Here is a 13908-nt window from a genome sequence, read left to right as displayed (position 1 = left end):
GATGCAGGGGCGTATTCATCCGCGGTTGTCCTCGCCGACGGAAAGATGCGAGGCCGCCTGCTCGAGCACCGTACGATGAAGAACGACGACACCGGCGCTCGACGCCTGCACGAGGGAGCCTCGAAGAGTGTCGAGGTTTCTGCGGCACACGGAAGCGCCGCCCGCGAACGGACGCGGGAATCCCACGAATACCGCGACCGCCCCGACGACCATTTCTACCGCGCCGCCATCCTGTTCGGCTTCGCCGCCCTGCTTTACCTGAGCTGGCGCTACCCGATCTTCCAGGGCATGGTGCGTTCGGCACGGCATCACGAATGGGGACGCCACCTGGTCGGTCCGGTGCTGGTCTGGGCCGCGCTGGGACTTTCGATGCTGATGCTGCGCACCGCGCTCTGGTTCCGCTACCGCACCCCGCCGCTGGCCGACTTCGCCGACGCGCCGACGATGACCGTGGTGATCCCGGCCTACAACGAGGGCGCGATGGTCGCACGCTCGATCGCCTCGGTGGCGCAGGCGCGCTATCCGCACGAGCGGCTGGAGATCTTCGTCGTCGACGACGGCAGCAGCGACGACACCTGGCAGCACATCGAACGTGCCGCGGCGGAGTTCCCCGGCCTGGTCACCACGCTGCGCTTTCCGCACAACCGCGGCAAGCGCGCCGCGCTCGAAGCCGGCTTCCGTCGCGGTCGCGGCGAGATCGTGGTGACGATCGACTCCGACAGCGTGATCGAGCCGGATACCCTGCTTGCGATGGCCGGCGCATTCCGCGATCCGAAGGTCGGTGCGGTCGCCGGCAAGGTCAGCGTGTTCAATCGCGAGGACGGTCCGATCCCGCGCATGCTGAAGGTGCGCTTCGCGCTGTCGTTCGATTTCCTGCGCGCGGTGCAGAGCACCTACGGCACGGTCTACTGCTGTCCCGGCGCGCTCGCCGGCTACCGCGCCGAGGTCGTGCGCCGCGTGCTCGACGCCTGGATCCGCCAGCGCTTCCTCGGCCGCGCCTGCACCTACGGCGAAGACCGCGCGCTGACCAACGACATCCTCAACCAGGGCTACGACTGCGTCTACCAGCGCGCCGCGATCGTGCACACGCTGGTGCCGACGACCTACCGGCGGCTGTGCAAGATGTACCTGCGCTGGGACCGCAGCTACGTGCGCGAGGAACTGCGCTTCCTCGGCCGCGTGGTGTGGAAGCGTCCGCCGATCGCGCGCGCGATGGCGCTGGCCGAATTCGTCACCGGCAACCTGCGCTATCCGATCGCCTGGGCCAGCTTGCTGCTGCTGATCGCGCTGATTCCGCTGCAGCCGGACGTGCTGCTGCGCTTCTTTTGCGCCCTGCTGCTGATGTCCGCGTTCCACATGCTGTACTACCTGCGCAGCGAACGCAGCTGGGATTTCGTCTACGGCATCGGCTACGCGTTCTTCTCGACCTTCGCGCTGTTCTGGATCTTCCCATACGCGCTGTGCACGGCGCGCGCGCAGGGCTGGCTGACGCGTTAGTGAAGCGTGCGGCCGTGGATGGCCGCTGATGGACTCCACGAAGAAGTCCACTTCGTGCCGCGCAATGCGCCGGCCGCAGCAGCGATCAAGGACGACCGCAGCAGCCGTTCACGGCACCGGCGGATGCCTCACCTGCCCTGCGCCGCGCACGACGAAACGCTCGATCGTCAGCGCCTCGGCGCCCATCGGCCCGTAGGCGTGCAGGCGCGTGGTCGAGATGCCGATCTCGGCGCCGAGGCCGAGTTCGCCGCCGTCGCTGAAGCGCGAGGATGCGTTGACCATCACCACCGCCGAACGCAGTGCGCCGACGAAGGTCTCCGCCGCGTCGTCGTCGCGCGTGGCGATGACTTCCGTGTGGTCCGAACCGTAGCGGCGGATGTGCGCGATCGCCTGCTCCAGGTCGTCGACCACGCGCACGGCGATGACCAGGTCGAGGAATTCCGCCGCGTAGTCGGCGTCGGTGGCCGCCGCGACCGCCGGCGACAGCGCGCGCGTGCGCTCGCAGCCGCGCACCTCGACGCCGCGTTCGCCCAGCGCGTGGATCGCCGCCGGCAGGAAGGTCGGCGCGACCGCCGCATGCACGAGCAGGGTCTCGAGCGCGTTGCACACCGCCGGTCGCGTGGTCTTGCCGTCGATCAGCAGGCGCAGCGCCAGCTCGGGATCGGCGCTCGCATCGACGTAGAGATGGCACACGCCCTGGTAGTGCTTGATGACCGGCACGCGCGCATGCTCGGCGACGAAGCGGATCAGGCTCTCGCCGCCGCGCGGGATCGCCAGGTCGACGAGGTCGCTGAGCTGCAGCAGTTCGAGCACGCTTTCGCGGCGCAGGTCTTCGATCAGCGTGATCGCCGCCTCCGGCAATCCGCTCGCGCGCAAGGCGTCGCGCAGCGCGGCGGCGATCGCGCGATTGCCATTGAACGCCTCCGAGCCGCCGCGCAGCAGGACCACGTTGCCGGCCATGAAGCAGAGCGCGGCCGCGTCGGCGGTCACGTTCGGACGCGCCTCGTAGATCATCGCGATCAGGCCGAGCGGAATGCGCACGCGCGTCACGCGGATGCCGTTCGGCCGCGTCTCCTCACGCGTGACCTGCCCGACCGGATCGGGCAAACCGGCGACCGCGCGCACGCCGGCGGCGATCGCGGCCAGGCGTGCCGGATCGAGCCGCAGGCGGTCGATCAGATGCGCGGCGCGGCCAGCGGCGGTCGCCGCGTCGACATCGAGCGCGTTCGCGGCAAGGATTGCCGGCGCCTGCCGCTCGAGTTCGTCCGCCATGCGCAACAGCGCCGCGCGCTTGGCCGCGCTCGACAACGCCGCGATCGCCGGCGCCGCCGCGCGTGCGGCCAGGGCGAGTTCGCGCATCGATGCACTCATGCCGTCGTCTCCTCGAAGCCGACCAGGTCGTCGCGCCGGATCACCGTGTCGCCGTAGCTGAAGCCGAGGATCGATTCGATCTCGCGCGTGTGCCGACCGGCCAGCCGGCGCACTTCGCCGGCGGCGTACTGGCACAGGCCGCGCGCGACGACGCGCGCGCCGTCGCCGTCGGGCGCGACGACCTCGACGAGGTCGCCGCGCGCGAACTCGCCGTCGACGCCGACGATGCCGCCCGGCAGCAGCGAAGCGCCGCCGAGCACCGCGCGCACCGCACCGGCGTCGACGCGCAGGCGGCCGCCCGAACCCGGCGCGTGGCGCAGCCAATACTTGCGCGCGGCCAGGCGCGAACCGGACGCGGCGAAACACGTGCCGTGCAAACGGCCTTCGGTGAGCGCCGCGACGGTCGCCGCGTCGGTGCCGTTGAACAGCACGGTCGCGATGCCGGCCTTGGCGGCCTTGGTCGCCGCTTCGAGCTTGGTGCGCATGCCGCCGGTACCGACCGCGCTGCCGGCGCCGCCGGCCATCGCCAGCACGGCCGGCGTGATCGCGTCGACGCGGTCGATCGGCTGCGCGTGCGGATCGAGGCGCGGATGCGCCGTGTACAGGCCGTCGACGTCGCTGGCGATCAGCAGCAGGTCCGCGTCGACCAGCGCGGCGACGATCGCGGCGAGATTGTCGTTGTCGCCGAGCTTGAGTTCCTCGACCGCGACGGTGTCGTTCTCGTTGATCACCGGCACGGCGCGCAGGCGCAGCAGTTCGAGCAAGGTGTCGCGCGCATTCAGGTAGCGACGGCGGTTGCGCAGGTCGTCGTGGCTCAGCAGCACCTGCGCGACGGCGCCGTCGAGCAGGTCCTGCCAGAGGCCGACCATGCGCGTCTGCCCGAGCGCGGCCAGCGCCTGACGCAGCACCAGGCCGCCGCCGCGCGGAGCATCCGCCGGTACGCGCGCGCGTCCGGCGGCAACCGCGCCGGAGGACACCAGCACGACTTCCCGGCCAGCCGCGCGCGACGCGGCGATGAACGCGGCGAGGCCGCGCGCATGGCGCCCGGAAAGCTCGCCGTCGGCGCCGGTCAGCAGGCTGCTGCCGACCTTGAGGACGGCGCGGCGCCAGTTCGGCAGGGCTTGCTCGGCGAACGCTTGCGACACGTGATTTCTCCGACTCGATTTTCCGGCTCACCGGTTCTATGCGTGGAAACCCGGAAAATCTCGACTCTCGTCATTCCCGCGACGGCGGGAATCCGTTGTGTTCTTGCGTCGCGCGGGAGCCGGCTCCCCGCTTTCGCAGGGATGACGGCGCTCTCACGCGCTGCTCAGTTCGTGCAGACGCAGACGCAGCTCGTCCAGACGCAGGTCGGCCGCCGCTCCCGTCGACACGCGCGCCGCCAGACTCGCCTCCGGCGTCCTGCCCTGCCCGGCCTCCGCGGCCGTCTCGGCCGCCCGCCGGTACGCCTCGCGGAACGGCATGCCGGCGGCGGCCTGCTCGATCGCGACGTCGGTCGCGTACATCGACGGCTCGATCGCCGCGCGCATCGCCTCGGCATTCCATTCCAGCCGCGCAAGCAGGTCGGGCAGCAGTTCGAGCGCCGGCAGGCCACGGTGAAATCCATGGAAGATCGCGCCCTTGGAGAATTGCAGATCGCGCTGATAGCCGGACGGCAGCGACAGCAGGTGTTCGATCTCGCTGCGCGCCGCAGCAACGCTGGAATAGCTCGCGCGCATCAGTTCGATCACGTCCGGATTGCGCTTGTTCGGCATGATCGAGCTGCCGGTGGTGTATTCCGGCGGCAGGCGCACGAAACCGAATTCGGCCGTGGTGAACAGCGACAAGTCCCAGGCCAGGCGGCGCAGGTCGAGCAAGGCCGCGCCGAGCGCTTCCAGCGCGCCGATCTCGAACTTGCCGCGCGACAGCTGCGCGTAGATCGGATTGAATTGCAGGCGCGCGAAACCGAGCGCCTGCGTGGTGTGCGCGCGGTCGAGCGGCAGGTTCACGCCGTAGCCGGCCGCGGTGCCGAGCGGGTTGGCGTCGATCCAGGCCAGCGTGTCGCGCGCGCGGCGCGCGTCGTCGATGAAGCCTTCGGCGAAGCCGGCGAACCACAGCGCCGTCGAGGAGACCACCGCGCGCTGCAGGTGCGTATAGCCTGGCAGCGGCAGCGCCTCGCGCGCGGCGCGGTCGAGGCAGACTTCGGCGGCGGCGCGGCAATGCGCCTGGAGTTCCCGCAGCTGCGCCTTCAGCCACAGCCGCGTCGCCACCAGGATCTGGTCGTTGCGGCTGCGGCCGGTGTGCACCTTGCGGCCGGCGTCGCCGAGCCGTTCGGTCAGACGCGCCTCGATTGCGGAATGGCCGTCCTCGTAGCGTTCGTCGAGGACGAAGCTTCCGCTGCGGAAGTCGTCCGCCAACGCGTCGAGCTCGCGCGCCAGCGCCACCGCCTCGTCCGCGTCGAGCAGGCCGATGTTCGCCAGCCCGCTTACGTGCGCCTTGCTCGCCTCGACGTCGTAGAGGAAGAACTCGCGATCGAGCAGCACGTCGTCGCCGGCCAGGAAGCGCATGATGCGCTGGTCGGTGTGGATTCCCTGTTTCTGCCAGAGCAGGTCGCTCATGCGCGTGTCCTCGAGGTGCGTGCGTCGACCAGCCGCGCGACCGCGTCGTCCGGTGCCAGCTCGATGCGTTCGCCGCCGGCGCGGCGCTTGAGTTCGACCCGGCCGGCGGCGAGGCCGCGCGGACCGATCGCGATCTGCCACGGCAAGCCGATCAGATCCATGTTGGCGAACTTCGCGCCGGCGCGCTCGTCGGTGTCGTCGTACAGGACCTGCACCCCGGCGACGTCGAGCTTCGCGTACAACGCGTCGCACGCCGCCTCGACCGCGGTGTCGCCGGGCTTCAGGTTGATCAGCCCGACGTCGAACGGCGCCACGGGCTCCGGCCAGACGATGCCGTGCTGGTCGTGGCTGGCCTCGATGATCGCGCCGGTCAGGCGCGAAACGCCGATGCCGTAGGAGCCGCCGTGGATCGGCCGCGAGGAACCGTCCGGCAGCGTCACCGCCGCGCGCATCGGCTCGGAGTACTTGGTGCCGAAGTAGAAGATCTGGCCGACTTCGATGCCGCGCGTGTGCAGCCTGCGCTCGGCCGGCACGTCGCCGTCGAAGCGTGCCGCGTCGTGCACGTCCGAGGTCGCCGCATACGGCGCGGTCCAGCGCCGGATCACCGGTTCGAGATCGCCCGCGTAGTCGGTGTCCGCGCCGGGCACCGGCAGGTCGAGCAAGGCGCGATCGCAGTACACCTCCGACTCGCCCGTTTCGGCCAGCACGATGAACTCGTGCGAGAGGTCGCCGCCGATCGGGCCGGTCTCGGCGCGCATCGGGATCGCGCGCAGGCCCAGGCGCGCGAACGTGCGCAGGTACGCCACGAACATGCGGTTGTACGAGCGGCGCGCGCCGGCTTCGTCGAGATCGAACGAGTAGCCGTCCTTCATCAGGAACTCGCGCCCGCGCATGACGCCGAAGCGCGGACGCTGCTCGTCGCGGAACTTCCACTGCAGGTGGTACAGGTTCAGCGGCAGGTCGCGGTACGAGCGCACGCCGGCGCGGAAGATCTCGGTGATCATCTCCTCGTTGGTCGGCCCGTACAGCAGCTCGCGCTCGTGGCGGTCGCGGATGCGCAGCATCTCCGGGCCGTAGGCGTCGTAGCGACCGCTCTCGCGCCAGAGGTCGGCGAGCTGCAAGGTCGGCATCAGCAGCTCCAGCGCGCCGGCGCGGTCCATCTCCTCGCGCACGATGCGCTCGATGTTGCGCAGCACGCGCAGGCCGAGCGGCAGCCAGGCGTAGATGCCGGCGGCCTCCTGCCGGATCAGGCCGGCGCGCAGCATCAGGCGGTGCGAGACGATCTGCGCCTCGGCGGGGTTGTCCTTCAGGGTGGGCAGGAAATAGCGGGAAAGGCGCATGGGATACCTCGATGGCGAGAAAGGGCTGACGGCGATGCGACGCGCGAGCGTCACGGTCGCTCAATGCCGCCCACCTCGATGCCGGCCGTCTCGTCGACGCCGAACGCGCGGTTGAGGTTCTGCAACGCCTGCGTCGCCGCGCCCTTGAGCAGGTTGTCCAAGGTCGCGACGACGACCACGCGCTTGCCGCCCGGCGCGAGCGCGAAGCCGCCGATTTCGGCGTGGTGCCTGCCGGCGATCGCGCTGACCCACGGCGCCTCGTCGACGATGCGCACCAGCGGCTCGCCGGCGTAGAACTCGCGGTAGCGCTCGCGCAGCGCCTCCGCCTTCGCGGCCTGCTGCAGCCACAGGTTCACGGTCATCGTGATGCCGCGGAAATGCGGCGCGACGTGCGGCATGAACTCGACCGGCAGACCGAGCTGGCGCGTCACCTCGCGCTCGTGCAGGTGGTCGACCAGCGAATACGGCATCAGGTTGTCGCGTAACTTGTCCGGATCGTTCTTGTCCGACGGCGTGGTGCCGGCGCCGGAATAGCCCGATACGCCGAAACAGACCGGCGGCGCGGCGAGATCGGCCTTCAGCGGCGCGATCGCCAGCTGCATCGCGGTCGCGTAGCAGCCGGGATTGCTGATGCGGCGCTGTCCCGCGTAGCGTGCGCGCGTGAGTTCGGGCAGGCCGTAGTACCAGCGATCGTCGAAGCGGTAGTCGGCGGAAAGATCGACGACGACCGTCTCCGGCGCCACTGCGTCAATCGCCGCCACGATCTCGGCGGCCTTTCCGTTCGGCAAGGCGAGGACGACCGCGTCGGCGCGCTTGTTCGCCACGTCCTCGTGCGACAGATTCTCGTAGCGCAGCTCGCCGTCGAATTCGGCGACGTGATCGGTCACGCGCTGGCCGTCCAGCTCGCGCGAGGAGACGAAGGCGAGTTCGAATGCCGGATGCCGCGCGATCAGCCGGATCAGCTCGGCGCCGGTATGGCCGCGGGCGCCGACGATGCCGACCGTGGTCTTGTTCTCAGTCATGGGTTTCCTCCACGAGATATCGTCGCGCCTCAATCCGACAGCGTCGCCGGACGCGTGCGGCAGTGCGCGACGCAACGCTCGATGTCGGCGAACTCGCGCAGGCCGTACCAGTACACCTTCCAGCGCGGCTCCTTGTAGCAGCCGTCCGACTCGGCGTAGTAGAACTGGTTGATCAGGTTGTGATGGCGCGAGCGCCAGAACAACTGCGGATTGTCCGCGCGCATGACCTGCCAGGCGGCGCGGCCGAGACCCTCGCCCTGTGCGTCGTCGGCGACCGCGAACTTGTCGAGATAGGTGTAGCCCTCCTCGCGCGTCAGGATCAGCGCGGCGCGGTAGTTCTCGCTCAGATAGACCTTGTACGGCTGCGTGCGATCGAAGTAGTCCGGCACCAGCTTGCGCCCGAATCCGGCCTCGATCAGCGCGCGCAGGCGCTCGCGGTCGATGCCGTCCCAGCCTTCGTACACGTCGACCCGTTCGCCGCGGCGCACCAGCGTGCCCGAACCCTTGTGCGTGAACAGTTCCTTTGCCAGCTCGTCCGGCTTGGTGATCGACACCGACGAGGACAGCGGCAGGTGGTCGAGCAGTTCCTTGATCTGCTCGATCTTCACGCGCATGCCGCCATTGATCCACGGCTGCGCGATCAGGTGCTCGTACTCGGTGCTGAGGTTGATCGAGTCGATGACCTTGCCGTCGGCGTCGAGCAGGCCGCCGGTGCCGGTCAAAAAAATGATCTTGTAGGGCTTCAGCACGCGCACCAGTTCGTTGGCGGCGAAGTCGGCGTTGATGTTGAGGATCTGCCCGCCGCCGGTTTCGCCGAGCGAGGCGATCACCGGGATCGATCCCGCGCGCAGCGACGCCTCGATCGGCGCGAGGTTGACGCGCGATACGCGGCCGACCAGGCCGAGCGCGTCGCGGTCGATGAATTCCGCCTCGAACACGCCGGACAGGATCGAGGTCGCGCGCGCGTCGCCTTCCTGCAGCGCCTCGACCAGATTGAGGTTCTGCGTCTGGAACACGCGCCGCACGATCGCCAGCGTTTCCGGCGTAGTCACGCGCAGTCCGTCGACGGTGCGCTTGACGATGCCGGCGGCGGCGAGTTCCTCGTCGAGCTGCGGGCCGGCGCCGTGCACCACGATCGGCGTCAGGCCGACCTGTTGCAGGAACGCCAGCGACGAGGTCAGCGCGTCGAGGTCGTCGCGCAGCACCGCGCCGCCGACCTTGACCACCGCGAAGCGCTTCGCGTCGAGCTGCGAGAAGCGCTTCAGGTACTGCTCGATCTCGCGCGCGCTGGCCATGCTCGACAGCAGGCGCACGATGGTCTGGCGGACTTGCAGATGCGTTTCGGCGTTCACTCGTGCGTTCCTTCCTGAGCGCGGGAATCGAGCAGCGGCAATCCTCTGCCGCCCTGTTCGACGATGCCTCGGATGCTTTCCGCGTAGCGTTGCAGTTGTTCCAGAGCGACCCATTCGTCGGCCGTGTGCGCCTGCGCGATGTCGCCCGGCCCGTAGACCAAGGTGGTGTAGCCGGCCTGCGAGAACAGTGCAGCCTCGGTCCAGAAATCGACCGCGTTGCCGATCGGAATGTCGAGCGCGTCGGCGAGATCGCGCGCGGCGAGGCGCCTGGCCTCCGCCTCGGCGACGTCGCCGGACGGTAGCGAGCCGCCATGGAAGGTCTCGGTGAACTCGACCGCAGCGGGTTCGGCGAAGCTGCGGAACGTCGCCAGCAACTCGCCATTGTCCATCGACGGCAGCGGACGGAAACCGAAGCGCAGCTCGGCCGTCGGCGCGATCACGTTCGCCTTGATGCCGCCTTCGATGCGGCCGATGTTGAAGCGCAGCCCGGTCAGACCGCCGAAGCGCGTCCGCGCCAGCGAGTCGACGTGGTCCAGTGCGCGCGCGCTCCAGCGCACCGCCTGGTGCAAGGCGCTGTCGGCCACCGACTGTTCGCCGGAGGCGTGTCCCGCGCGACCGGCGAAACGCATCAGCACCGAGCTGATGCCGCGGTGCGCGAGCACGGCTTCGCAGCGGGTCGGTTCGGCGACGATGACGGAGTCGAAAGCCGGGATTCGCGATTCGCGATTCGCGATTCGCGGAAAGGCGCTCAGGAAGCCGGCGATGCAGCGGGCGTCGTTGGCTTCTTCGTCGCTGGTGAACAGGAAGGCGCAGTCGCCTTGCGTCGCGTTCGCGGCGGCGACGAAAGCGGCAGCGGCGCCCTTGATGTCGCAGGCCCCGAGGCCGACGGCGCGGTCGCCGTCGACGCGCAGCTCGAACGGGCTCGCGCTCCAGTGCGGCGAATCCGGCACGGTGTCGAGGTGCACGTTGAACAGCAAGGTCGGCTTGCCGCGGATCGCCAGCAGGCTGACCGCGCCGGCGCCGTGGTCGGTCGTCGTGCACTCGAAGCCGGCGAGCTGATCGCGCAAGTACGCGAAGATGCCACCCTCGTCGATCGCGCGCGGCGGATTGCGCGTGTCGAAGGCGACCAGCGCGCGCAGGTGGCTCAGGGTGCTGGCCAACAGCGGGCTCACAGGCAGGCCCCGATCGGGTCAGCGGTGAGCGGTGAGCGGTGAGCGGAAAAGGCGGAAGACATCGCACGGCGAGAGCGGCCTTTGGTTCCGCTGACCGCTGACCGCTGACCGCTCACCTCCGACTGCCGGCCGCTCACCGATTCACCTCGGCCCACAACGTGCTGCTCATGCCGAACAGCTTGATGAAGCCTTCCGCTTCAGCCACGCCCCAGTCGGCCGCCTGCGCGTAGGTCGCGCCTTTGGCGTTGAGCAGGTGCGGCGATTCGACGGCGATCGCGTCGATGCGGCCGCCGGCGGTTTCCAGCACGACTTCGCCGGCGACCATTGCCTGGCTCGACGCCAGAAACGCTTCGAGGTCGGTCTTCAGCGGGTCGTGGAAGAAGCCTTCGTAGACCAGCTCGACCCATTTGCGCGCGATCTCGGGCTTGAAGCGGTTCTGCTGCTTGGTCAGCACCGCTTCCTCCAAGGCGCGGTGCGCGACCAGCAAGGCGGTCATCCCGGGCGCCTCGAACACGATGCGGCCCTTGAGGCCGATCGTGGTGTCGCCGGTGTAGAGACCACGACCGACGCCGTAGGGCGCCAGTCGCTCGTTGAGCCGGGCCAGCAACACGTGACCTTCGATCTTCTCGCCGTCGAGCGTGACCGCTTCGCCGCCGGCGAAGCCGAGGCGCAGACGCAACGGCGCGGACGGCCATTCCGCGCGCGGCTTGCACCAGCCGACCGCGCCGGCGCCCGGCGCCTGCCAGCGGTCGATCTCGCCGCCGGACATGGTCACGCCGAGCAGGTTCTCGTTGATGGTGTAGCTCTTCTGCTTCGCGCGCACGCCGAAGCCGCGTTCTTCGAGGTATTTCTGCTCGTAGGCGCGGACTTCGGTGTGCTCCTTCTGGATCTCGCGGATCGGCGCGACGATCTCGTAGTCGCCCTGCGCCTTCACCGCGAGATCGAAGCGCACCTGGTCGTTGCCCATGCCGGTGCAGCCGTGCGCGATCGCGCGCGTGCCGAGTTCGGCGGCGCGCTGGAGCGCCGCGTCGACGATCAGGTAGCGATCGGAAACGAGCAGCGGATACTGGCCCTGGTACCCCTCGCCGGCCCAGACGAACGGCTTGACGAAGCCGCTCCAGATCGCCGGACCGCCGTCGACGGTGCGATGCGAGGCGACGCCGAGTTCGTGCGCGCGCTGTTCGATGTAGGCGCGCTCCTGCGCATCGACGCCGCCGGTATCGGCGAACACGGTATGCACGGCCCAGCCGCGTTCCTTCAGGTACGGGACGCAGAAGCTGGTGTCCAGGCCGCCGGAGAAGGCGAGGACGATGTCTTGTGAGCGGTGAGCGGCGAGCGGTGAGCGGTCGGAGTGCGTAGCCATTGAGTGGAGTCCTGTGATTCGTCGAAAAAATCAGGTCGAGGCCGTGGGCGTGCAGTTGCTTTTTCCGCTCACCGCTCACCGCTCACCGCTCGCCGCTGACCCGCCCGCCAGGGCAGCCATCACCGCCTTCTGCACATGCAACCGATTCTCCGCCTCGTCGATCGCGATGCACGCCGGCGAATCCATCACCGCGTCGGTCGCCTTGACGTTGCGGCGCAGCGGCAGGCAGTGGCTGAACACGCCGCCGTCGGTCAGGGCCATCTTCGCTTCGTCGACGATGAAGTGCTTGTGCGCGTCGCGGATCGGTTTCTCGTCGGCCCAGCGGCCGAAATACGGCAGCGCGCCCCAGCTCTTCGCGTAGACGACCTGCGCGCCGCGGTACGCGTCCGCGGGATCATGGCTGATCGTCAGCGAACCGCCGTTCTCGGCCACATTGGCGCGCGCGAAATCCATGTAGCGCGAGTCGAGCAGGTATTCCGGCGTCGGGCACAGCAAGGTCACGTCCATGCCGTAGCGCGTGGCGATCTGCAACGCGGAATTCGCCACCGCGGTGTTGAGCGGGCGCGGGTGGTAGGTCCAGGTCAGGACGTACTTCTTGCCACTTAGATCGGCACTGCCGAAATGTTGCTGCAGGGCCTGGATGTGCGCCAGTTCCTGCATCGGGTGCGTGATCGTCTCCATGTTGATCACCGGCACGGTCGAATACTTCGCGAACGCGTGGATCACGCGGTCCTCGCGATCGACCGACCAATCCTGGAACTTCGGGAACGCGCGCACGCCGATCAGATCGACGTAGCGCGACAGCACCCGCGCGACCTCGGCGATGTGCTCCTCGGTGTCGCCGTCCATGACCGTGCCGAAATCGAATTCGATCGGCCAGGCGTCCTTGCCGGGCGCCAGCACGATCGCGTGGCCGCCGAGCTGGAACGCGCCGAGCTCGAAACTCGTGCGCGTGCGCATCGACGGATTGAAGAACAGCAACGCGATCGACCGGCCCTGGAGCTGGCGGCCGAGCTTGTCGCGCTTGAACGCCGCGGCCTGCTCGAGCAGCGCATCCAGTTCGGGGCGGGTCCAGTCTTGCGTACTGAGGAAATGTCGAATCGTCATCGAAGCCTGCCGTTGGTGGGGATTCCGGCCATGGAAAAGCCGGCTTTTCTTGCGTGGACGGACTTGCACACCGGTATATCGAGAGCCGCAAAAACGCGCAAAACAAAAACCCGGCGCAAAGGCCGGGTTTTGTCGTCGAATCACATTGCAGACGTGCGACAGCCTACCCGGCGGAAGTGAAGGTTTCCGGTCGGCGCGCGCGCGAAGTCATGCCAGCGGCCATGCGGGCGCTGGTGACGATCTGCGGCTGGAGGGCGACGTTCTGCATGCGGCGAACGTTAACGGCAAATGTGATGCAGCGCAATACGTCGCCGCGAATGCCGCAAACGAAACGACCGGGCCAGGCCCGGTCGTCTTCAAGAAAAGTGCGCAACCGCCTACTCGGCCGGCGCGACGCTGACGCGCACCCGCAACCGGTCACCCGGATCGTAGTTCAGTCGCGACATGTAGACGTCGCCGCGGTAGCGGTACTGCACGTCGTAGGCGACCACGCGACGCTCGTCGCTGCGGTCCTCGATCATGCGGCAATGGCGTTCGGTGTCGGCGTAGTAGCCGCCGTCGCCCTTGGCCACGTTGTTGCCGACCGCACCGCCGATGACCGCTCCGGCGACCGTCGCTGCCTTGCGACCGTCACCCTTGCCGACCGTATTGCCGAGCACGCCGCCGACGATCGCACCGAGCACGGTACCCGCTGCGCGGTTGCCGCCGTTGTCGACGCGGCGGTCGACCGGCACGTCCTCGCAGACTTCGCGCGGCGAGCTGACCACCCGGTCGTAGATCGGATCGACGCGCAGCACGTCAGCCCAGGCGACCTTGACATTGTCCGAATCGTCGGGACCGCCTCGGTCGTAACCGCGATCCTGCGCGTGGACCTGGGTTCCCGCCAGGACCACCGCGATCGCGGCGAACACCATCTTCTTCATTACCGTCTCCAGCGAAAGGCTCTCTCGTGTGGGTCTTCACCACCGGTCGTCGCCGGTTTGGGTGTCCAACTGTGCAGGGGCCCATCAGGTTTTCCGGCGCGATTACAACAGCCGATCGCTGAACCCACGCCTAAGCCATTCCTAACATTCAGAAAACCGCCTTC

Annotated in this window: 12 protein-coding genes; 1 reads left to right on the top strand and 11 read right to left on the bottom strand. The window is 68.7% G+C overall.

What is annotated here, in order from left to right; translation table 11 throughout:
- Positions 1-75 precede the first annotated feature (75 nt).
- Entirely contained in the window at positions 76-1497 is a 1422-nt protein-coding gene (locus J7520_RS07410; protein ID WP_291186049.1) for a glycosyltransferase, read from the top strand.
- A 108-nt stretch (positions 1498-1605) separates the two neighbouring features.
- On the opposite strand, the gene J7520_RS07405 is transcribed toward J7520_RS07410, so the two are convergent.
- The 11 genes from J7520_RS07405 to J7520_RS07355 all read right to left on the bottom strand — a co-directional run bounded on the left by J7520_RS07405 (position 1606) and on the right by J7520_RS07355 (position 13744).
- Complete coding sequence (locus J7520_RS07405; protein ID WP_291186047.1) at positions 1606-2868, bottom strand: glutamate-5-semialdehyde dehydrogenase; 1263 nt, start codon at positions 2866-2868, stop codon at positions 1606-1608.
- Entirely contained in the window at positions 2865-4013 is a 1149-nt protein-coding gene (gene proB / locus J7520_RS07400) for a glutamate 5-kinase (protein WP_291186044.1), read from the bottom strand. Before proB ends, J7520_RS07405 begins: the two co-directional genes overlap by 4 nt.
- Positions 4014-4166: 153 nt before the next feature.
- Entirely contained in the window at positions 4167-5465 is a 1299-nt protein-coding gene (argH, locus tag J7520_RS07395) for an argininosuccinate lyase (RefSeq protein WP_291186042.1), read from the bottom strand.
- On the bottom strand, positions 5462-6805 hold the full coding sequence (gene proS, locus J7520_RS07390; RefSeq protein WP_291186040.1) for a proline--tRNA ligase: 1344 nt from the start codon (positions 6803-6805) through the stop codon (positions 5462-5464). Before proS ends, argH begins: the two co-directional genes overlap by 4 nt.
- Positions 6806-6855: 50 nt before the next feature.
- Positions 6856-7827, bottom strand: a complete 972-nt coding sequence (argC, locus tag J7520_RS07385) for an N-acetyl-gamma-glutamyl-phosphate reductase (protein ID WP_291186038.1) — start codon at positions 7825-7827, stop codon at positions 6856-6858.
- A gap of 29 nt (positions 7828-7856) precedes the next feature.
- Positions 7857-9179 (bottom strand): acetylglutamate kinase, encoded by a 1323-nt coding sequence (locus J7520_RS07380; protein ID WP_291186036.1) that lies wholly within the window; start codon positions 9177-9179, stop codon positions 7857-7859.
- Positions 9176-10351 (bottom strand): acetylornithine deacetylase, encoded by a 1176-nt coding sequence (locus J7520_RS07375; protein WP_291186034.1) that lies wholly within the window; start codon positions 10349-10351, stop codon positions 9176-9178. Before J7520_RS07375 ends, J7520_RS07380 begins: the two co-directional genes overlap by 4 nt.
- A gap of 133 nt (positions 10352-10484) precedes the next feature.
- The gene (locus tag J7520_RS07370) at positions 10485-11714 is read right to left on the bottom strand and encodes an argininosuccinate synthase (RefSeq protein ID WP_291186032.1); all 1230 of its coding nucleotides are present in this window, start codon (positions 11712-11714) and stop codon (positions 10485-10487) included.
- 75 nt (positions 11715-11789) lie between these two features.
- A complete protein-coding gene (locus J7520_RS07365; RefSeq protein WP_291186029.1) occupies positions 11790-12821 on the bottom strand; it encodes an N-acetylornithine carbamoyltransferase in 1032 nt (343 codons plus the stop codon).
- Positions 12822-12984: 163 nt separating this feature from the next.
- Positions 12985-13194 carry a hypothetical protein gene (locus J7520_RS07360; protein WP_291186026.1) on the bottom strand — a complete coding sequence of 70 codons (210 nt, stop codon included), beginning with the start codon at positions 13192-13194 and terminating at the stop codon, positions 12985-12987.
- 4 nt (positions 13195-13198) lie between these two features.
- The gene (locus tag J7520_RS07355; protein WP_291186023.1) at positions 13199-13744 is read right to left on the bottom strand and encodes a glycine zipper 2TM domain-containing protein; all 546 of its coding nucleotides are present in this window, start codon (positions 13742-13744) and stop codon (positions 13199-13201) included.
- Positions 13745-13908: the final 164 nt, after the last annotated feature.

It is taken from the genome of Dokdonella sp. (assembly GCF_017744955.1).
Taxonomy (GTDB): Bacteria; Pseudomonadota; Gammaproteobacteria; order Xanthomonadales; family Rhodanobacteraceae; genus Dokdonella_A.
Note: the sequence above shows the minus strand (reverse complement) of the source record. Positions and strands in the feature narration are given on the sequence as shown.